We start from the raw sequence: 19,829 nt of genomic DNA, 5'->3' as shown, positions 1-19,829 counted from the left end.
TATAATCATCACTAAATTGTGATGTATGTCACACTGCCGGTTAAAGACCCCTTCGTTACTTTGAGAAGAAAAAACAAACAAAAACTATGTGGTACGATACAAAAACGACAAAACTATTGGGTATTGAATTTCCCATCCTGCAAGGGCCTTTCGGCGGCAATCTTTCATCCGTGGAGCTCGTGGCCACTGTATCCAATGCCGGCGGGCTGGGCGGTTACGGGGCCTATACCCTGACTCCGCAGGAAATTTATGACCTGGACAAACAGATCAAAGCCACCACCAGTAAACCGTACAACCTCAACCTTTGGGTGTCGGATACCGATGCGCCCGACGGCGTTGTCACAGATGAACAATATGAGCTGGCGAAAAAGATATTCAAACCATATTTTGATGAAGCAGGCATCCCCGTACCCGAAAAACCCGCGACTTTTAAGTCGCGATTCGAAAACCAGCTGCAGGTTGTCCTGGACATCCGCCCCAAGGTCTTCAGCTTTATGTTCGGCACCCTTTCCGCCGATATACTCGAACAATGCCGCAAGAGAGGCATCACAACCGTCGGCGCCGCAACTACCCTTGACGAAGCCATCGCCCTGGAAGCCACCGGCGTAGACATGATCATTGCCTCGGGGTTTGAAGCCGGCGGTCATCGGCCATCATTTCTGGCGCCCGCCGAATCATCGATCACCGGAACCTTCGTGCTGCTGCAGCTAATAAAAGAAAAAATAAAAACTCCCATCATCGCCGCGGGCGGCATCGCCAATGGCCGAGGGATAGCCGCGGCCATGACACTGGGAGCAGACGCAGCCCAGATCGGCACCGCCTTCCTGGCCTGCGATGAATCAAATGCGCTGCCCATCCATAAGCAAATGCTGTTTTCCGACGCAGCGAAATATACCACCCTGTCGAGGGCATTCACCGGCAGGCTCGGCCGCGGTATTACCAGCAGGATAGCCAAAGATCTGTCGGGCAAAGAAAAGGATTTCCTGCCCTTCCCTTTGCAAACCACATTCATGTCTCCCCTACGGAAGGCGGCCCTCGACCAGGAAAAATGGGATATGGTATTGTTCTGGGGCGGACAGATCTCACCTTTGCTCAAACATAAAAAGGCGGGGCAACTGATGCAGTCGTTGGTCGAAGAGACCGCCGCGTTGTTGCAATGACGGCCGCAATCGTCCAATCGGTCACGTATTTATTTTATCTCATTCACTCTTTGTAAAAATGCATTCTTCTCCCTTCTCGATATTTCAACTTCAGACCCATCCGACAGGATGACAACCCCACCCTCGCCTTTTATATATCGTTTGATATACTTCATATTTATGATGTGCGATTTGTGCACCCGCATAAAATTCCACTTCGACAATATCTGCTCCACTTACTGACACTTTTAGAACTTATGCAATCGTTGCAATACCTCAAAAAGGGTTTGTGGCAATTGACAGGCAAGAGAAAATATTATATGAGGTATTTCCTTTTGGCAACGGTCCTGACTATCCTTCGGACGGTCTTTTTTGGATTATCATAAAAAATAAGATTGGGTATGCGGACGCATCAACGGGTAAGATCGTTATTAATCCTCAGTTTATATGCGCGTGGCCATTTGAGCACTCGGTTGCAAAAGTTTCAATCGACTGCAAGAAGCAGTCATTTGGCGAGCACTCTACTTGGTTAAGTATTTGTTATTCCGGGTAGCAATGAGCGCTTGCTCTCAAAAGCGGTAATCTCTTCCTCTCCGCGCGTTCCGAACTGGGAGAATTAAGCTGATTTTTGTGGTTATTCCCTTTTTTTGGAATTATGTCGTATTTTTCCTACAAGGTTTGCTAGATTTCAGCTATTGAGCAAGTAGAAAAATTTAGCCATATAAAAATAAAAATTATGAGAGCAATTAATCCCTGGATCAACTTCAACGGAAATGCAGAAGAAGCATTCACTTTCTACAAATCAGTTTTTGGCGGAGAGTTCGCAAAGATCATTCGTTTTAAGGACTTATCAAGCGCTGAATTTCCGGTGGCAGAAAATGATGCGAATAAAATAATGCTCATTGCTTTGCCTATTGGCAAACACAATGTGTTAATGGCCAATGACGTTCCCGAATTTATGGGGCGGACAAACGAAAACGAAAACAGGTCTAAAATATCAGTTAGTGCACAAAGTCGTGAAGAAGCAGACAAAATATTTAACGGGCTATCAGCAGGCGGAAATATTGAGGGACCCATTGGCGATAGTCCCTGGGGTACCTACGCTGGAATGTTTAGAGACAAATACGGCATTGAATGGATTGTGGAATTTGACCCAAATTATGACGGACAAATTTAGTTGCAAGCAGAATATTAACTTCTACAGGTTACCTGTAGAAGTTATTTCTGAACCTCTTTATCTTTAAAGTCGGTAATGGTATTCCCATCATAACGATGCACGCCGTTTAAAGCGCCAAACCAAATACTTCCATCAGAAGCTTCTGAAATCCCGAAAATCATTCTTCTGGTTACTTCATCTTCTGATCTTATTTCGGCTACAGTTGGCTTTTCATTAGTCAAAGACTTTTCATCATAACGGGAAAGTGCCCACCCATTGGACGTTTGTGAACTAGTCCAGATGTTTCCTTTTTTATCTTCGATTATGGACCAAACGTTGTTAAAGGTTTTACCATCTTTATTTTTGAATATGGTAAATGTTTTGCCATCATAAGAGCAGGCGTTACCCCTTGTGTCAAACCAGAATTTCCCTGTTTTGTCTTCGATGATAGTAGTAACATCATTATTCGATAGTCCTACTTTAGTGGTGAAATTTCGAAAGGATTTTCCATGGTAAAAATAAACACCTGAATCTGTAGAAGCGAACCAGAGATTTCCGTGTCGATCTTCCAGAACATTCCAGAAGCGGGCCGAAATAACTTTACTTGTAATATTGGTAAAAGATTTTCCATCGTATCGAAAAACGCCCCCATTTGAAGCAGCAATCCAAATGTTGCCCTTTCTATCTAGCTTGATGTTACGAACCATTGTGTTCGGTCCGTAGCTGGTGACTACGTCTTTGGTTTCGGGCTTGGTATTCCGTACGGGCAGGTCAGTTCTGGTTTGTCCTTTACTGGAGTAGCAAAAGATAAACATCAGGAGCAAAGAATATAAATGTGCATATTTCATCATTTCACGGGATTATCGTAGGTTTTAGCTCTTTGTTTCTCCGCTTTGCCATAGGTTTAAGTTACTACAAAGGCCATGTTCTCCCCGCTAAGCCTACCGCTTATTTAAGAAGTCATTGGTTTTCAATGAATCTTTTACAAAAATGTTCGAAAAGTGTCCCTTCCAGTCTATCTATCAAATGAATACCCCAACGGGGGCATATCTTATTCCCGGACGCGCATCACCCTCCGTATGACCTACGTCAATAGAATGCCTGTTCCTGGTCATAATAAATGAATCCTTATTATCCAAATATCATGCACATCCATGATCCAGCTCTTCGTCAATCGCCCGTTCCCGTCCCTATCTTCGACAAAATCTTTGATTATGCAACGCCTAGACATCGAATTCATTCAACAATTCAAAGAGCAGGAGATGACGCTGCCTGTCATCGATCAGCGACATGGAAATTTATGCGTCCGCTGTTTTACGAACCAAAAGAGAGATAGACGACTTCTACGGAAATTGATTGAAAAAGAGATGGATCAAACGCATACAGTCAACGAACTCATCATCGGCCTGGAGACCGAGGATCTGGCCACTACCCGCCGGCTTATTTATTGCATGTCAGACCTCCTGGAAGCATTCTCCGCTGACATTCGAAAGGAGCCTTATTCAGCCCGTTATTACAAATCCATTCCTTCGGACGTCCTTCAGTTGCTGAAATTTCTTAATTCCGAAGAAAATCCTCATGTTGTTCTTTATAACTCGTTGAACGATCTGCTCGTCTCCGGCACATCCCCGGTATCCCGGGGACGGTCCTGCCAAAAGAGCATATCTTCTCTCATGACTATCTTAAAAGCCAGTTGCGACACGATGTGCGCTCAGAACGAGATATTTAGCGGCCTCGTCAAACAAGCATCCGCCGGGAAGGGAAAGTTGGATACTACCTCAAGAGTTGGTCAGCGGCTGGTTAAAATTTCAGGTTTGTTAGTCAATCTGATTGTGACGACGAGATACACACTCGGCCGGTTGGCTCAATGGCAAGAACTATTAATGCGCAGGGAAAGACAGGGAATTTACAACTGACGCCCTACCAAATCTCATTTGTCTTATAGGATCATAGTCAAGTTATACTAGCAGACCTTTACAGAGGAATTTATTTCTTTTCAATAGCGCAAAGTCGCAAATACGGGGTAATGATCGCTTGATTTTGAATCCCGTATCGCATACGCGTTCACGCATACAAATCCTCTGGAAAATAAATAGTCGTTTATGGGTGTCACCAACCCCATCATTGCTTTCGCGGTACTGCCAACCTTCGATGTTTGCCACTCAAATCCATTACTGCAGAATTTATTTACAACCGACCGGGAATATTTTGGAAAAGCCGTATTAAAATCCCCTCCTATCAAAACATATTGATAGTGCGACGATTCCTGCTGACCATAGTGAACAACGGAGTCAATCTGGTCCCCTCTCATTTTCCGACTCATTGCTACGGTTTCCGTGTGAACGCTGAACACCAGTATTTTCTTTTGATGGATATTTACTTCACCAATGGTAACGGACCGCCGTTGCTGGTTCTGCCATTTTGCATGCGGCAATATCAATTTTTCGGGATGTTCTATGGTACCTTTCGTTAGAATAGCGTTGCCTATATTTTTTTTATCGGACTTGTCATACGCAATGGGGATATACAGGTAATTCAAGCTCAACCCCCTTGCAATTGCTTCTACACCTCCTTCATTCATTTCCTGTAACAAATAAATATCAATCGGTGTTTTCTTTTCCAGCTGTTTCATTTCGGAAATCGCCAATTCTATTTTCCTGGCTTTTTTAATGTTAAATGTTACCACATTCAACGAGTCAGATGGTTCCGTGTTTGCTATTTCCTTTTTTTCGGAATTAAACAACGGCTTATCAGCATCCCCGTAAAAGTTAAGGGCGCGGCAAGAAAACAGGCTGATCAGAAAAATGATTAGAAACAGGTTAAATTTCATTAAACTTGATTATTGGACAAAGCAATTACGTAATATACAAAGTTTTATTTATATTTAGCCCTTCCCGCTCCACTTTCTGGCTAATCTAAGTACCTTCAGCTAATCAAATAAAGTTACATGAGTAAATCTCCGGCAATAAGGACGACGCTCACTTTTCGCCATGAGATTGATCATGCTATTCGCTTTAGACAGAGCGTAGCTTAGTATAGAGAATTATTTGCATGAAGCATCGTTTTCTACTCACGCTTACTTTCCTATATGGTCTGACGCATTCATCTGGCCAGCGACAGTTAATGGTCCAGGACAGCCTCGTGAGGGCACATCATTTTCAACGGGCAGCTGCGACAATGCTGCTGGCTGAAGCTGCTCCCTTCCTCTTTGACAGATACGTCGCGAACAAGGATTATGCACGCGTATCGTTCAGCACTATAGGGTACAACTTGAAGCCTTCCAATTGGACATGGGATAACGATGGGTTCCAAACCAACCAGATCGGGCATCCTTTCCACGGCAGCCTTTTTTTTAATGCCTTTCGCAGCAATGGCTATAGTTTTTGGCAGTCTGTCCCCGCCGCATTTGCGGGCAGCTATATCTGGGAAACCTTTTCGGAAAACCAGCCTCCGGCCCCCAATGACTTTATCAACACCGGCTTCGGAGGTGCCGTGCTCGGAGAAATGACACACCGCCTGACAAACCGGCTGCTGAATAACCATAGCCGGGGGCTAAACAGGCAGGTCAATGAGATATTAGCAATGCTTATCAACCCATCCAATGGCTTCACCAGGCTCACAAACGGACAATGGGGCAAACCTCCCATCACCCTGACGGCGGAGGATTCCATCCCTATGGGCATCGAACTTCAGGCTGGATTAAGAAAATATAATGTCAATAACACTAACCCATTCAGAGACGGCAGATTCGGTCTCTATGGCAGGATCCATCTTTTATATGGCGATCCCTTCAAATACCTCCGCCAACCTTTTAGCCATCTGCATATCACCGCCGAGTTCGGCCAGGACGATAGCTCTAAGATCAATATCGTCAGCGTATACGGCTCCCTAACAGGATGGATGATTCACTCGGAGAAATTCCGGCATGTGGCTGTCCTTTCGGCCAATTATGAGTATATCAACAACGCAGCATTCTTCTACAGCGGACAAAGCATCCGCATGAATCTCTTTTCGCAATTCCCAGTTCAACGTAATTTTATGATTCACACGGCAATTGCTGCCGGCCCCATGATCCTGGCTGCGGTCCCGGACCATTACCTGTACAAGGCAAGAGACTATGACTACGGCCCTGGGTTAACCTTTAGCTTGTCGGGTGGATTCACGCTGGCCGGAAGGCTATTCTATAACATCACTTATCGTGGAGGTTGGATGCATACCACGGATGGCATCGCTACCAATTACCTCCTGCATGCCTTCACCAATGAAGTCAGCATCCGAGCCATCGGCAATACCTTCATCGTAATGGAATCAGGTTATTTCAATCTGCATGGCAACTACAATCATTATCAGACGATTGACAATACTTATCCTTACCTGCGCCTGTCTGTCCGATGCCGGCTGGGATCCTGGTGACAGGTGATCATTCCATTCCCTGATCCCGGAACATCCATAGCTCTAATATCCGTTTGCCAAAAGGGAAATAGCTATTCTTCTGAGATAATAACTATTTTAGTACTCATATGCCCGTTAAAAGCAATACTATCATGAATAGATGGAAAGCGCTGGGAATAATTTTTATCCTGTTATTGGCTCAATCCGTTCCCGGCCAATCAAAACTTCCCGTCATTAGGGCAACTTCAAAAAAGGTATCGATCAACGATGGAGGCTTTTTAGATAAAAATGCCTGGGCACTTTCCCCGAAGATCCGGCCGGACATTTTCACCGCGGACAGAACGAGGGAAACAAAATGGGTAACTTTTTATACTGATGTAGATTCCATCAGGGTAAAAGTAAAACCGGGAACCAGTTTTGATTTTATCGTATTGTTAAATGGTAAAGACTCCTGCTACACCCGGATCGTAAGCGCCATCCCTCCGAAAAGGACCCTGAAAGGGAAAATTGACAAAAATGATACGATCCCTTTTACATTGAGCTCATTCAATGCCATTCATGTAAGGTCTGTCATTAATAATACGGACACCCTGAACCTGCATTTTGACGTCGGCTCTTTTGATTTCCATTTGACGAAGGATTGTCTGGCGAAATTGAAAAAGGTATACAAATTACAACTGGGAACCAGACCTTAAAGTGATCAGGACAGCAATCCTCAGGGATCCCCGGGGTGTAGCATATGAAAATAAAATAGTCCTCTCCCCTCTCCTGAGACTCAACAATTTTGCGCTTGCGAATATTCCGACGTTCGTTTTAGCGAATAAAAATCCTGCAGGCTTCGAGATCAATGACTTCGGCAATGATCTTTTAAAGCGATTTAATATTATACTGGACTTCAAAAAAGACTACGTGTACTTGAAGCCCAACGAGTTAATGAGCTTACCATACAGGGAAAATTCTTAGGTCAGGATCAGCAATCGCAATTGGTATAAATACGGTGACGTACATATACTAGCTTTTTCAGGACTTTTGCTCTTGCAGGTAGACATCCGGTGAACTACCTTTGCTATATCCAATTCCAATGTAAGAACAAGATATCCTACTGAATTACACCAATATCCTCGTGAAATAACCGAATATCCAGAAAAACCATCCAATAATTTCCTGCGAAAAACTCGTTATCCAATTCTCTGAAAAACCTCCGACTTATCCAGGAGGTTTTTTTTATTTTTTCGGCCGGGCCGAATGGGCTCCCAAAAGCCATGAAGGGCTACCGCTGAAATGGCACTTCGTTTATCTAATTCCCAAAATAGAAGAAAAAGGTGTTTTTTGTTGATCTGGATTGGAATATTATTGCATTGCCCATAGTGGGACAATAATAATTGAAAATTCTGATGGATGGAATATACTGACGAATCCTTTGACAAAAAAGACTTCACCTGCGAACCGCTGCAAAAAGGCACATACGAGAACTGCATTTTCAGGCATTGCAATTTTTCCAGCTCAGACCTTTCATCCGTCAGATTTATAGATTGCGCATTCAACGCGTGCAATCTAAGCCTGGCGCGGCTGGATAAGACCGTATTTCGCGACGTCCAGTTCAAGGGCTGTAAAATGGTGGGACTTCACTTTGAGCAATGCGATCCCTTCGGGCTCTCGTTTGGCTTTGAGGGCGGGCAGCTTGATCAATCTTCTTTCTACAGGAACAAACTAAAAAAGACAATCTTTAAAGGGATACAATTACGGGAAACGGACTTCACCGAATGCGATCTGACCAATGCGGTCTTTGACCATTGTGACCTGGCTGGGGCGACCTTTGAAAATACGATCCTGGAGAAGGCCGATCTGCGAACATCTTTCAACTACTCTATTGACCCCGAAAGGAACAAGGTAAAAAAGGCAAAGTTCTCCTTACAGGGGCTGCCCGGGCTTTTGAATAAATATGATATTGAAATTCAGTAGTGCAGCAGCAGCGACCTGCCCAGAAACGCGCTGTAACGCTCGGCCTCCCGTCGTATGGCTGTCCTTAGGTCCCTGCTTTTTTTCAAGGGGGTGCTGACCTGGATCGCCACTGTATGCTTTTCCAGCACCTGCGCCCAGGTGCCTGATGCCAGTCCGTCGATGAAGACCGCGGGCTTGAATATACCGTGGTTGGCGTACCCTACCGTCAGTTCGTCAAAGGCGGGGAGCAGGTGAAGAGAAAGGAGGTGATCTGGCGGCTTACCTGCGGGATCAAACCAATACTCCTGTCCATTGACGACTTCGCAAGCCAGCCAATGTATATTCATTTGCATGCCGGAGTGCACTTCTGCCGGGCGCAGGCCGCTCCATATTGTAAAGTCATACACGGTGGCAGGGCCACGGCTGCGGAAATATCTTTTGGTGAGCTCGGCAATGGCCTCCGCCCTGTCAAATCGATATGCCAGGGGCGCCGGTTGCTCCAGTAACGTATACCTGAAATGCCGGCCATCCATACTTGTGCTGCAAATCAATCCATCCAGCTCAGCATCCATCAGGAGCAATCGCAGCCGGAGATCATCGGTAGGGCATTTTGCGTCTTCCAAAGACGCCAGAAGATCTTTGCGGGCGAGCTGTCCTCTTTTTAAGGCACGGACGATTACCTGTTTACCTTTTTTCAGGACGACGTCATCCAGACCCAGCGAACGATATAAACTCTTATTAAACGCTTTTAGCCTCGGCGCCGTCAGGGCCAGCATCCAGTGGATGTCGTCCCGCGCAATGAAATGCCAGGCCGGCTGCAGGACGTGGGTCCGGAGTATCAATCCCTCTTTGAATGCCTTTCCAATGCTGTCGTCCGTACTGCCTGCTATCCTGGCGCCGATGGACCATCTGGCACCTGCAGGATCCTCGGCGCGGACACAACCCATCCATTTGACAAGTCCTGCGGGCTCGGCAAACCTGCTATCCGCCATCTGCTGGCTGAAAAGTCTTCTGACGGCTATATCCTGGCTGGTCATAAATGACGTTTACACGGTGTTGACCCAGCAAGATTACGCCGCGCCACTGACAGCCCTATGTCAGCTGCCCGTCATTCTGTTCGAAGGCTTCTCACCGGGTTGGCAACGGCAGCCCTGATTGCCTGAAAGCTGACAGTCAGCAGGGTAATGCCGATAGCCAGCAAACCTGTGCCAACAAAGATCAAAGGGCTGATGTTGATACGGTAGTCGTATTTGGAGAGCCACCCGTGCATAAAATACCAGGCCAGCGGCGAAGCAATAAGGCAGCTGACGATCACCAGGAACACGAAATCCTTTGACAGCAACAGCCACAGCTGAGGCACGGAAGCTCCCAGCACTTTGCGTACGCCTATTTCCCGGGTGCGGCGTTCCGCCATAAAAGAAGCCAGCCCAAACAGACCGAGGCAGCTGATAAAAATGGCCAGGGCCGCGAAAATGCCCGACAGCTGACCCACCTGGTTCTCACTCCGGAACTTGCTATTAAACTCTTTATCCGTGAAATGGTAGTCAAACGGATAGGCCGGGTTGTATTTTTCAACGATGGGTTGGATGGAAGCCAGCGCCTTTTTGACATCTGCGTCATCTTTCAGGCGGATCATTCCCTGGAATAAGAAATAGGGCCTATACAGCATGATGGCAGGGGCAACAGGCTCGAAAGGATTTTCCATCATCACGTTCTGAGCGACACCGATCACAGTCATGTTGTCTTTTCCAAATTTAACGGTGCTGCCAAGGGGATTTTTAAATCCCATAAGCCTGACAGCCGCCTCGTTCAATACCACGGCATTGCTATCGGTAGCAAATTGCGGTGAGAAGAATCTCCCTTCTTTCAGCTTGATGCCGGATGCCTTCTCATAATCTAAGTCTATCATGATGGCTGAAAACACGGGATTGCTGTTGGGATCCTTTCCTTCCCAGGAGAAATCGCCCCAGTTATTATAAATGCCTGTCATAGGGCTGGAAGACCTGCTGACGGCGGCTATCTGGCCAGTGGCCAGGAGGTCCCTTTTCATGGGCAGGAAGTTCTTTTGCAGATCAGCAGAAAGGTTGAGCGCTATAAGATTATTGGGGTCATATCCCAGCGGCCTGTTTTTAGCGTAACGGATCTGTTGAAAAACGATGACCACGCCGATGATCAGTGCAATGGAACAGCTGAACTGGACCACTACGAGGATCTTCCTGGGAAGGCTGGCGCCTCTGCCGGGAGTAAGAGCGCCCTTTAAGACCTTCACGGGCTTAAAAGCCGAGAGATAGAGCGCTGGATAGCTGCCTGCCAACAGGCCTGTGACGATACAACCTGCCAGCGCGATGCCCAGCAGGGGTAAATTGGCAAGGTTCAGCTCGACATACTGGAAGCCCATGTCCTTTAACAGCGGCAAGGATAGCTTGACAATAAGCAAGGAGATCAGGAAGGCGATAAAGGCCGTGATAACCGCTTCACCGAGGAACTGCGCTATCAGCTGCCGGCGTTGGGAACCGATGGCCTTGCGAATGCCCACTTCCCTGGCTCTTTTCTCCGAACGGGCCGTGCTCAGGTTCATAAAATTGATGCAGGCAATGACAAGGACCAGCAGACCTACGATGGTGAACATACGCACATAATCAATGACGCCGCCGGTATTTTCCCATTCATCGAAGTGGTTATAGAGATGCCATTTCTCCATGGGGTGAAGGAAGAGAAGGCCTTCATGCTTACTGTTTGTTTTCTTTCGTACGACATCCGCTATCCGGCGGGAAAAGGCATCCATACTGACGCCTTCCCGCAGCTGAACATAGTTCTGCAGGAAGTTATTCTGCCATTGTCCTTTGGCCCCTTTGACAAAATCACTGGTGGCAATATTGAGTTCGAAAGGTATCAGGAAGTCGAATGTAATAGAGGAATTTTCCGGGATGTCTTTCAGAATGCCTGTCACCGTTAAATCTGACCGGTTGTCCATTTTGATCGTCCGTCCTATAGGATCAGCGTCGGCAAACAAGGCTTTGGCCAGCGATTCGGTCAACACGATGGAATAAGGGTCTTTCAAAACCTTGTCCACATTGCCTTTTACCAGGGGAAAGGTGAACATCTTTAAAATATCGGGGTCTGCAAAATGCCCCCTTTTGCTTATCTTTTTGTCGCCGGCCCACAGGCTGTGATCATCGCCCCAATCCAGGCGGGTGATATGTTCTACTTCGGGATAGTTGTTCTTAAGTTCATCATACAATGGCAGCATAATGCCGTTCTGCACTTTTTTTTCACCGTTGAAGACATTCTTTTTTTTGATCTTGCCGATCTGTGCCTTATGGACATTGAACGCGTCGTAGCTGGCCTCATGGCGGACCCACAGCCCGATGAGCAGTACCACCGCCATACCTACCGCCAGGCCAAAGATGTTGATAAAGGAGTATCCTTTATTTTTCAGAAGATGCCGGATAGCTATTGTAAAGTAGTTCCTGATCATGGCCGTTTGTTTTACCTTGGAGGGTAAATTTCATTCCAAAGTCACAAATTATTCATTATCAAATTATTAAAACATAAAAGCCGGGTAAAGATGTATCGGAAACGGACAGTCATTGTCCGGTAAAAATCGCGAAATTGCCCCATGATCCTGACGGCAACCATTAAATGACCCTATCATGCAAATAATTACAGCAATAAAAGACGATTACCTCATCACGACAGACAAGACAAAGCTGGATGTCCAATTCATCCATCATTTCCTATCCACGGAAGCTTACTGGAGCAAGGACATCCCTCTGGACACAGTGCAGCACTCGATCCGGAACTCTTTGAACTTTGGCGTATATCACCTCGACAAACAGGTAGGCTATGCCAGGATCGTTTCGGACTTTGCCACCGTAGCTTATCTGGGGGATGTATTTATTATTCCGGCCCACCGGGGAAAGAGCCTATCCAAATGGCTAATGGAACAGGTGATGGGCCACCCGGACCTAAAGGGGTTGAGGAGGTGGATCCTCCTGACCCGCGATGCCCATGCATTGTACAGTCAATACGGCTGGCAGTCCATCGCCAGCCCGGACAGATGGATGGAGGTACATCATCCGGACGTCTATACCCGTGGGAAGTAATAGCATCAATGGTCATTACTGAAAAGTCGGACAGATATACCGCATAGACGTCACAGGCAACCGTTGGTTAATTCGGGTATTTCCACGTTTTTTTTTGCGGACCTGATGAAATAACTTGCCTCTTATAACCATTCTATTTATGCCTATCAAAGATTACGGCGTCCTTAAAGGAAAAGCTTCCCAGCGTATCCTGGCCACAAAGAACAGCGAACATTACCAGATCCTCGTCAACCATGGCAATGACCCACACCGCATTGCCATCAATACACAGTCCAGCGAAGCGCCCAGCCAGGTGCTTTTCTACGCTGATGATGATTTTCATCATGCCATCACTGACGCGATCCTTCAGGCCAATCTCCCTGATGCCTTTACACCATTACCTTCCCGGCCCGACGGACTGGCCCTGGATTTCATCCGGGGTAATTTGTTCGACGTAGCGCAGATGGTTCCCCTGGACTCCAATGTACCGGGCGATAACAATGACCTCAACGACAAGCTGGACCTTTTTGTACAGCAGGCCATTTCGGACAACGACGCCGTCGTTTACGCATTCGGACAACATTGGGTGGACGCGGACGGTGCAGACAAGTATTTTCCGGAGATCAGTCCCAGCACGGGCATTCATGACATCCATATGAACCAGGGCAACCCCAAGGGGAATTTTCTGAAGGACAATGGCATCTACCAGGATGGCGGACTTATCTTCCATTTCCCGTCCCGCAACCGGTGGGCTGCCGTCTTTACGGCCTTCCAGTCCCAGTCATTCCATACGGACGACGTCACCGGCAATCCGCTGAACGACCTTCCGCCTAACGATCCCGGGCAACCGGAGAATGATACGCCCGTACGCATCATTGCGGCCAAAGTGAACCCCAAAGGAGACGACGTGGGCAAGGAGTATGTCCTCCTCCTGAATAAAAGCGCTGCCGACATCGATCTTTCTGGCTGGCAGATCGTCGACAAGCAAAATAAGAAAGACACGCTCGGCAAGCTTACTGTTCCCGCCGGCGACACTTTAAAGGTGACGCTCAGCGGCAAAGGCGCCCAGCTTTCCCAGAAGGGAGGCATCATCACCCTGCTGAATAAAGAGGGCTTAAAAATAGACGGGGTGACCTATACTGCAAAGGATGCCAGCGTAGAAGACATGGTGATAGAACTTTAATTTGCGCGGCTATTTCACGGCGGCAGGAGGCCAGTCATCCGTCCGGAAGGGGGCGGCCGGCAGGCCTTCTGTATTATAAAGGTCGCCCACTACCCAATCCTTATACGCATATCGCACCGCCACCGGCATCCTGACACTGTCAGACCAAACGGTGACCCCATTGCCCGTGATCTTAGCATTGGCCGGATGGAACACCTTGTCCTCTCCTGCCACTTCAAACGCGGCCAGGGACTTGCCGAAAGAGGTGAGGCCATTCAATGCATGATCGAAACTGACCGCGATGCCGTCCCTTTCGACCTTCATGCCATGATAAGTAGGGCTTGCATATGGGATCCCTGTGCGGCCATACGTGTCAGCCAACGCCCAACAGGCCAACCGCTGGCTGATGACTGCCTTATCTGCCGGATGTATGCTCCGCTGTTCGCCTGCATCCATACTGACCACCATGCCGGCGTGAGGGATCCTGGCCATGGCTTTCAGCTGCGCTTCTCTCAGCGGAGCAGCGGGCCCCAGTTTGTCGTTGTAGCCATAGGGCGCTATCTGCACATAATAAAAAGGCCAGTCTCCCCTGTTCCACAGCTGCCTCCATTCCCGCACCATCGTTGAGAGGAGGCTGTCGTAGATCTCCGGGTTGGACCTGTTCTGTTCGCCCTGGTACCAGATCACGCCTTTGATCCCGTAGTCTGTCAGCGGTTGTATCATAGCGTTATAGAGAACGGTGGGTTCATTCTTGGTGATCTTCGTGGTGTCGGTAGCCGCGAAAGTCTTTATGTTTGGAAAGTTCTTTAAGCCGGCCTGATCCATCCATGCTTCTATGACAGTGCCACCCCAGGCAGACATGATGACGCCTACGGGTACTTTCAGCTTTTCCTGCAGTATCTTCGCATATTGATAACCCACCGCGCTGAAGTCCGCTATATTGGCGGCGTCGGCTTTCTGCCAGGATGTGGCCTTACAGTCGGATTGTGGCGTCCGGGACAGGGCTCGTTCCAGCCGGAAAAGGCGGATCTGCGGGTTGCCGGCATCCATCAGCAGCTGGGTGGATCCAAGAATGGGTTGATTTTTAAACCCCTTCACAGGCATCTCCATGTTGGACTGACCGGAGCATAGCCAGACCTCTCCGATGAGGATATTGTCAAGTATGGTGGCCTTCCCGTCTGACAGGATGATCTTATAGGGGCCGCCGGCTGCGGGCGTTTTCACCATCACTTTCCAGGAGCCGTCAGCGCCAGCCATGAATGCATAGGTCTTATGGTCCCAGGATGTGGTGACGGAAACCCTGGACCTTGCGGTGGCCTTGCCCCATAACGGCGCGTCTGTCCTTTGCTGAAGGACCATGTTGGAGGCGATGATGGACGGGAGGCTGATCTCGCTGAAAGCGTGCAGTGAAATAATCAACAAAAGCAGAAAGAAAATACTACGCATAGTTAAAAAATTCAGGTAACAGAGATTGAGCGATCGCCCTGGCCGGCGCCACTTCTTTTTCATCGATCCATTTATAGGGCCAGCGCAGGCGCGTGCCCACTGTCCCCCACCCTCCCACGGCAGCCAGGAATTTATCAAGGGCAGGGTTGGAATAACCCGCCTGTTTAAAAGGCAATATACAACGATCAAAGAATTCCCCTATCCGCCGCTGTATCCGCAACGCTTCCTCAAGGTCCGTATCCATCATCCGCCACCAATCCTGTGCTCCCGCCGGACTCAGACAGGCTACGTTGGAATAAGCGCCGGAAGCCACCTTCTGTTGTACGCCCATGGCGAGTAAGTGACCAGGCACAAATACCGACAGTTCCCGAGCATAAGGACGCATCTCGTCATACCAGCCGCTATCGCCGCCACCCGTCTTCACCCCTATCACCTGCGGAACAGCCTTTGACAGCCTGGCCATATCCAGTGGCTGCAGCACACATTTCGCATGCGGAGGATTGTACAATACCAACGGTACGCCTTCCGCCGCTTCGGCCATCTTCCGGAGAAAGAGGATCTGCTCGTCCTGCCCGGCCGTCACCCAATCGGGCAGGATCACCTGGAAAGCAGCCGGTCGCAAAGCCACCGTCCTTTTAACTCTTTCCAGCGAGATGAACGGGACAGGATGGCTGGCGCCGATCTGGAAAAGCATGCGGGCGGTATGGCATTTTCCGGCCATCAGCGTCTGTACCCGAAAGAACTCCTCTTCACTTTGATTGTGCAATTCGCCTGCGGTACCATTGGAATAGATACCGTCCAGGCCGGCTCCGGCGAGATAGTCCAGCTCCTCACCCAGCCTGTCGAAGTCGATGCTGTCGTCTGCATTGATGGGCAGGAGCAACGTGCCCCAATTGCCTTTAAGGTCTTTTGCCGTCAGCATTATTCCTGCTTTTTAAATTCGGTCCAGGGAATTTCTTCAAAAACGATGCCTTCATAGGGCCGTTGTTTCCCCGCTTCGTAGAGACAGGCCAGGTTGCCGTCCGGCAACATAGCCAGACAGGAATAGGCGGAAGGGCCTTCATACAATAATTTCTGTAAGAGCCAGGTCCTGCCGTCGTCAAAGCTTACTCTCACCGTCATGGCTATACGTGCCGCAGCGCTGGCGGGGTTGGAGAAAGCAAGGCCGTGCTGTCTGTCAGCGGAATGAAATGCCAGTAGATTACCTTCGCATACCGGCTCTACCAGGGTCGTATCGGGAGGCTGCGGCATCCAGTTCTTTCCTGCATTCTTACTAATGGCGATCTGCCTGTATCTTGTTTTGCCTGTATTGCGCATATTCAGCATTAGCCGGCCGTTGGAAAGCTCCGCCAGGGTGGATTCGTTGGTGCTGTCCTGTGCGACGCCTCCCAGCACCCAGGTCTTGCCATGGTCGTCAGACCAGATAACATGGGCGTTATTCCTTTTTGTCGAGGCCTCCATATGGTTGCAGGGGACCACTAACCGGCCTTTTTTCCGCCCCCCGGAGATCTGCAGACCACGCCCGGGCCCTGTTGCATACCACGTCCAGTTGGACTGCTTGACGCTGCCGGTGATCTCTGTGGGAGCGGACCAGGTAAGTCCCTCGTCACCAGAGGTGAGGACAAAGACCCGGCGGGTATCGGCGGAACTACTGTTGACGATGGCTTTTTCTTTGTCGGCGCCCAGGTTCCAGGTGGACAGCAGGATGATGGCCCCCGTTGTTTCATCCACTACTGGCGCCGGGTTCCCGCAGGTGTTGGCGGAGTCGTCCCATACTACCCGGAGCGGTCCCCAGGTATTTCCCCCGTCTGTCGAGCGCCGGACCACCAGGTCGATGTCCCCTGCGTCGCCGCAGTTGTTCTTCCTTCCTTCGGCAAAGGCAAGAATGGCGCCTTGGCGCGTGGTGATCAGGGCCGGGATGCGGAAACAGGAGTAGCCGTCTTGCCCGCTCTGAAAGATATAGTTGAGGTTGGGAGCCTGGGCAAACACAGGGCGAGCGGATAAAAAGAGGATGGGAAGGAGCAGGAGTATGAATTTCCGGAGAGAGAAGAGGTAACCAAAGAACAGGCATCCCGCCACGGCGAACAAGGGATAAAGGAAGAAGCTTACGGCGCCGGAGCGCTGCAGAAAATAAAGGCCGATGCAGCTGAGGACGAACCCTGCAAGGATGCCCCGGCTGTTGATCCGCGGGAAGAAGATGCCTGCGGCGAACATACCGGCCAGGCAGCCCCCGAACAGCCCGATGATCTTCAGGTATTGGTCCCAGATAGAGGCATTCTGCAGATAGACCAGATAGCAGGCGATGCCGCAGCCCAGGGTCCCCAGCAAGATGGTGAACAGGCGGGCAAACTTGAGACATTGCCGGTCGCTGGCTCCTTTTTTCAGCGCCTTGTAGAAGTCGGTGGTGACGACGGTGGCGATGGAATTCATGCTGGAGCTGATGGTCGACATGGTGGCGGCGAAAAGGCCGGCGATCACCAGGCCGGAGAGGCCGGCGGGCAGCTGCTGGGAAATAAACCAGGGAAAGACGTCATCGATGCGGCCGTTGGGATTCAGTTCGCCCGGATGATGACGATAGAAGAACCAAAGGGCCGTGCCTACGCCAAAGAAGATCACAGAAGCGGGGATCACCATCAGGGCATTGGTATAAATGCTGCGGCGCGCCTCTTTTTCAGTGGCTGTAGTGAGATAGCGCTGTACCACGACCTGGTCCGAGGTATAGGTCACCAGGTTGGTAAGAAGAGCGCCGATAGCAACTACCCATAGGACGGGCTGTGAGATGCTCCAGCCCAGGTTAGCCACGCGGAACTTATCGTTCGTGAAAGCTTCCTGCAGCAGGCCGGAGAAGCCGCCGTGGGTGTGCGCGGTAATGAAAAAGAAGCTGGCAAGCGCCCCTCCCAGCAGGACGAATACCTGCATGACCTCGGTCCATACGACTGCCTCGATGCCGCCAGCTACGCTGTAGGCTGTGGTGATAAGCGTCGTGAGGAGGATGCAGGCAAATATGTTGATACCGGTGACGGTGCTCAGCACGAGTGCGGGTAAGTAGATCACCACTCCCAGCCTGCTGAGCTGAAAAATAACGAAAGTGAGACTGCCCAGAAATTTGACCCTGCTGTCAAAACGTATGCGCAGGTATTCATAGACGCTGGTCAGCTTCAATTTCCGGAAGTAAGGCAGGTAAAAAAAAGTGACGATGGGAGCGATCGCCACGATCATCACATTGTTCATGATATATGTCCAGTCGGTGGCATAGGCTTTGGCCGGAATGGCGATGAAAGTGAGGGCGCTAAGTTTGGAGCCGAAAATGCTGAGACCTGCCGCCCACCAGGGGATCTTTTGTCCCCCCAGGAAGAAGTCGCCCGTGGTCTTGCCCATATTCCGGGAGACCCATACACTGATGCCGATGACGAGAGCGAAGTAGCAGGCTATAACGGTCCAGTCCAGCGCTCCGAACTTGCCGGATGGCTGCCGGGGCGAGGCCGTCAGAACTTTGTTGCTGCGTACCCCGGGCCGGGCCTCACCCCCGGGCAGGACCACCTGGCCGTTCCAGACGACAAGGGGTGTCGTCACGGGTGCATAGGTGCTTCCATGCGGGTTGTCCGCCGCATCGGTCTTTTTTTCGACGGGGATACCCCCCATCATCGACCAGGCGCCCGTGATGGTGTTGAAAGCTACTATCCCGTTGGTAAACCCCGGGTGGTTATCTTTCAATATGGCGGTTAGTGCTGCCCGTGAACCATCGTCTCCGCCGAAGAGCACGAGGTGGTTCTGACCGGCCTGGTAGGCTGGCGTAGGCGCTGCAGCCAGGGGATGGGGCAGGTCGGCCACCCGGCCCCATCCTTTTCCCGGCTGGTATTTCCAGCAGTCTTTCAGATATTCTCTTGTCCCGGCGCTGTCCTTGAGATGGACGCCTCCGAAAATATAGACTTCGTTCTCACCCGCACCGGCGGCCGCCAATATGCGGGACGGTCCGGGCATAGAAGGCAGGATCTCCCATTTTTGCAAGGACGCCGAAAGATCGAGGGACCAGAAGGCGCCCCCGGGAGCGAGGACGAATATCCGGTGCTGCAAAATAACGCCGCATCCATTGACCAGGGGCTCGGGCAGAGGCGGGAGAGATTGGGTTGATATCCTGCCGGCCTGGTATTGCAGTATAAAAGCATCTGCATATTCCCTTTGGGCGTCGCCGCCTCCCAGGCATATCAATCCGCCGGCGCCGGAGATAGAAATCCCATACCCCAAAGCTCTTGGCAACCTGCCTGCCTCTTTCCAGGCGCCGCCGGGCCGCTCCAGCACATAGATCTTATCATACCATGTCTTGGTACCGCCTGTCCAGGGTCGTTGGTTACCAGGGAAGTTGGTGCCACCAGCCAGGAGGAGCGCCCCCCCGCTGGTGCCGGCAAAGGAGCCGGCAAGGCCATCTGCGTCCGGCAACGGGCTGGCTTGTCCCCAGCTGAAGAAGTCCTTTTCCACAGAGGGAGTCTGGCTACGGGCTTTCATAGTTG

General features: G+C 49.9%; 16 protein-coding genes. 8 read left to right on the top strand and 8 right to left on the bottom strand.

The features are described 5' to 3' along the window. The first annotated feature begins 86 nt into the window (after positions 1 to 86). Entirely contained in the window at positions 87 to 1,160 is a 1,074-nt protein-coding gene (locus Q4E93_RS13025) for an NAD(P)H-dependent flavin oxidoreductase (protein ID WP_303585822.1), read from the top strand. Positions 1,161 to 1,189: 29 nt separating this feature from the next. On the opposite strand, the gene Q4E93_RS13020 is transcribed toward Q4E93_RS13025, so the two are convergent. Beyond that, the gene (locus Q4E93_RS13020) at positions 1,190 to 1,375 is read right to left on the bottom strand and encodes a LytTR family DNA-binding domain-containing protein (protein ID WP_303585821.1); all 186 of its coding nucleotides are present in this window, start codon (positions 1,373 to 1,375) and stop codon (positions 1,190 to 1,192) included. A 500-nt stretch (positions 1,376 to 1,875) separates the two neighbouring features. Between Q4E93_RS13020 and Q4E93_RS13015 the strand changes: the two genes are divergently transcribed. Continuing rightward, positions 1,876 to 2,316 carry a VOC family protein gene (locus tag Q4E93_RS13015; protein WP_303585819.1) on the top strand — a complete coding sequence of 147 codons (441 nt, stop codon included), beginning with the start codon at positions 1,876 to 1,878 and terminating at the stop codon, positions 2,314 to 2,316. 41 nt (positions 2,317 to 2,357) lie between these two features. Here the strand turns inward: Q4E93_RS13015 and Q4E93_RS13010 are convergent, their stop codons facing one another. Continuing rightward, positions 2,358 to 3,146, bottom strand: coding sequence for a ligand-binding sensor domain-containing protein (locus tag Q4E93_RS13010; RefSeq protein WP_303585817.1), 789 nt, complete (start codon positions 3,144 to 3,146; stop codon positions 2,358 to 2,360). Positions 3,147 to 3,509: 363 nt separating this feature from the next. Here Q4E93_RS13010 and Q4E93_RS13005 point away from each other — a divergent pair, with 363 nt between their 5' ends. Further along, on the top strand, positions 3,510 to 4,211 hold the full coding sequence (locus Q4E93_RS13005) for a hypothetical protein (protein WP_303585815.1): 702 nt from the start codon (positions 3,510 to 3,512) through the stop codon (positions 4,209 to 4,211). Positions 4,212 to 4,291: 80 nt separating this feature from the next. Here the strand turns inward: Q4E93_RS13005 and Q4E93_RS13000 are convergent, their stop codons facing one another. Continuing rightward, positions 4,292 to 5,125: an endonuclease/exonuclease/phosphatase family protein gene (locus Q4E93_RS13000; RefSeq protein WP_303585814.1), complete on the bottom strand. Its 834-nt coding sequence runs from the start codon at positions 5,123 to 5,125 to the stop codon at positions 4,292 to 4,294. A 221-nt stretch (positions 5,126 to 5,346) separates the two neighbouring features. Between Q4E93_RS13000 and Q4E93_RS12995 the strand changes: the two genes are divergently transcribed. The 3 genes from Q4E93_RS12995 to Q4E93_RS12985 all read left to right on the top strand — a co-directional run bounded on the left by Q4E93_RS12995 (position 5,347) and on the right by Q4E93_RS12985 (position 8,649). Further along, the gene (locus Q4E93_RS12995; protein ID WP_303585813.1) at positions 5,347 to 6,708 is read left to right on the top strand and encodes a DUF3943 domain-containing protein; all 1,362 of its coding nucleotides are present in this window, start codon (positions 5,347 to 5,349) and stop codon (positions 6,706 to 6,708) included. A gap of 131 nt (positions 6,709 to 6,839) precedes the next feature. Further along, on the top strand, positions 6,840 to 7,382 hold the full coding sequence (locus Q4E93_RS12990; protein WP_303585812.1) for a hypothetical protein: 543 nt from the start codon (positions 6,840 to 6,842) through the stop codon (positions 7,380 to 7,382). Between the two features lie 703 nt (positions 7,383 to 8,085). Then, a complete protein-coding gene (locus Q4E93_RS12985; RefSeq protein WP_303585811.1) occupies positions 8,086 to 8,649 on the top strand; it encodes a pentapeptide repeat-containing protein in 564 nt (187 codons plus the stop codon). Here Q4E93_RS12985 and Q4E93_RS12980 read toward each other — a convergent pair. Both Q4E93_RS12980 and Q4E93_RS12975 read right to left on the bottom strand, forming a co-directional pair. After that, entirely contained in the window at positions 8,643 to 9,665 is a 1,023-nt protein-coding gene (locus tag Q4E93_RS12980; protein WP_303585810.1) for a winged helix DNA-binding domain-containing protein, read from the bottom strand. The genes Q4E93_RS12985 and Q4E93_RS12980 overlap by 7 nt on opposite strands. 71 nt (positions 9,666 to 9,736) lie before the next feature. Next, entirely contained in the window at positions 9,737 to 12,106 is a 2,370-nt protein-coding gene (locus Q4E93_RS12975) for an ABC transporter permease (protein ID WP_303585809.1), read from the bottom strand. Between the two features lie 175 nt (positions 12,107 to 12,281). Here Q4E93_RS12975 and Q4E93_RS12970 point away from each other — a divergent pair, with 175 nt between their 5' ends. Both Q4E93_RS12970 and Q4E93_RS12965 read left to right on the top strand, forming a co-directional pair. Beyond that, the gene (locus Q4E93_RS12970) at positions 12,282 to 12,734 is read left to right on the top strand and encodes a GNAT family N-acetyltransferase (protein ID WP_303585808.1); all 453 of its coding nucleotides are present in this window, start codon (positions 12,282 to 12,284) and stop codon (positions 12,732 to 12,734) included. 139 nt (positions 12,735 to 12,873) lie between these two features. After that, entirely contained in the window at positions 12,874 to 13,896 is a 1,023-nt protein-coding gene (locus tag Q4E93_RS12965; protein WP_303585807.1) for a DUF2278 family protein, read from the top strand. Positions 13,897 to 13,905: 9 nt separating this feature from the next. Here the strand turns inward: Q4E93_RS12965 and Q4E93_RS12960 are convergent, their stop codons facing one another. From Q4E93_RS12960 to Q4E93_RS12950, 3 genes are read right to left on the bottom strand one after another with little or no spacing between them, the layout of a single operon-like run. After that, positions 13,906 to 15,321, bottom strand: coding sequence for a sialate O-acetylesterase (locus tag Q4E93_RS12960; RefSeq protein WP_303585806.1), 1,416 nt, complete (start codon positions 15,319 to 15,321; stop codon positions 13,906 to 13,908). Next, on the bottom strand, positions 15,314 to 16,243 hold the full coding sequence (locus Q4E93_RS12955) for a dihydrodipicolinate synthase family protein (protein ID WP_303585805.1): 930 nt from the start codon (positions 16,241 to 16,243) through the stop codon (positions 15,314 to 15,316). The genes Q4E93_RS12960 and Q4E93_RS12955 overlap by 8 nt, the downstream gene beginning before the upstream one ends. After that, on the bottom strand, positions 16,243 to 19,824 hold the full coding sequence (locus Q4E93_RS12950) for a sodium:solute symporter family transporter (RefSeq protein WP_303585803.1): 3,582 nt from the start codon (positions 19,822 to 19,824) through the stop codon (positions 16,243 to 16,245). Before Q4E93_RS12950 ends, Q4E93_RS12955 begins: the two co-directional genes overlap by 1 nt. Positions 19,825 to 19,829 lie beyond the last annotated feature (5 nt).

The sequence above is a fragment of the Flavitalea plasmicola genome (genome assembly GCF_030546645.1).
Lineage (GTDB): Bacteria > Bacteroidota > Bacteroidia > Chitinophagales > Chitinophagaceae > Puia.
Note: the sequence above shows the minus strand (reverse complement) of the source record. Positions and strands in the feature narration are given on the sequence as shown.

What these genes read in the sequence shown, in the direction of transcription:
- Q4E93_RS12960 (WP_303585806.1), bottom strand. Translation starts at nt 15,321, where the DNA reads ATGCGTAGTATTTTCTTTCTGCTTTTGTTGATTATTTCACTGCACGCT.
- Q4E93_RS13005 (WP_303585815.1), top strand. Translation starts at nt 3,510, where the DNA reads ATGCAACGCCTAGACATCGAATTCATTCAACAATTCAAAGAGCAGGAG.
- Q4E93_RS12950 (WP_303585803.1), bottom strand. Translation starts at nt 19,824, where the DNA reads ATGAAAGCCCGTAGCCAGACTCCCTCTGTGGAAAAGGACTTCTTCAGC.
- Q4E93_RS12975 (WP_303585809.1), bottom strand. Translation starts at nt 12,106, where the DNA reads ATGATCAGGAACTACTTTACAATAGCTATCCGGCATCTTCTGAAAAAT.
- Q4E93_RS12955 (WP_303585805.1), bottom strand. Translation starts at nt 16,243, where the DNA reads ATGCTGACGGCAAAAGACCTTAAAGGCAATTGGGGCACGTTGCTCCTG.
- Q4E93_RS13015 (WP_303585819.1), top strand. Translation starts at nt 1,876, where the DNA reads ATGAGAGCAATTAATCCCTGGATCAACTTCAACGGAAATGCAGAAGAA.
- Q4E93_RS12965 (WP_303585807.1), top strand. Translation starts at nt 12,874, where the DNA reads ATGCCTATCAAAGATTACGGCGTCCTTAAAGGAAAAGCTTCCCAGCGT.
- Q4E93_RS12995 (WP_303585813.1), top strand. Translation starts at nt 5,347, where the DNA reads ATGAAGCATCGTTTTCTACTCACGCTTACTTTCCTATATGGTCTGACG.
- Q4E93_RS13025 (WP_303585822.1), top strand. Translation starts at nt 87, where the DNA reads ATGTGGTACGATACAAAAACGACAAAACTATTGGGTATTGAATTTCCC.
- Q4E93_RS12970 (WP_303585808.1), top strand. Translation starts at nt 12,282, where the DNA reads ATGCAAATAATTACAGCAATAAAAGACGATTACCTCATCACGACAGAC.
- Q4E93_RS12985 (WP_303585811.1), top strand. Translation starts at nt 8,086, where the DNA reads ATGGAATATACTGACGAATCCTTTGACAAAAAAGACTTCACCTGCGAA.
- Q4E93_RS12990 (WP_303585812.1), top strand. Translation starts at nt 6,840, where the DNA reads ATGAATAGATGGAAAGCGCTGGGAATAATTTTTATCCTGTTATTGGCT.
- Q4E93_RS12980 (WP_303585810.1), bottom strand. Translation starts at nt 9,665, where the DNA reads ATGACCAGCCAGGATATAGCCGTCAGAAGACTTTTCAGCCAGCAGATG.
- Q4E93_RS13010 (WP_303585817.1), bottom strand. Translation starts at nt 3,146, where the DNA reads ATGATGAAATATGCACATTTATATTCTTTGCTCCTGATGTTTATCTTT.
- Q4E93_RS13000 (WP_303585814.1), bottom strand. Translation starts at nt 5,125, where the DNA reads ATGAAATTTAACCTGTTTCTAATCATTTTTCTGATCAGCCTGTTTTCT.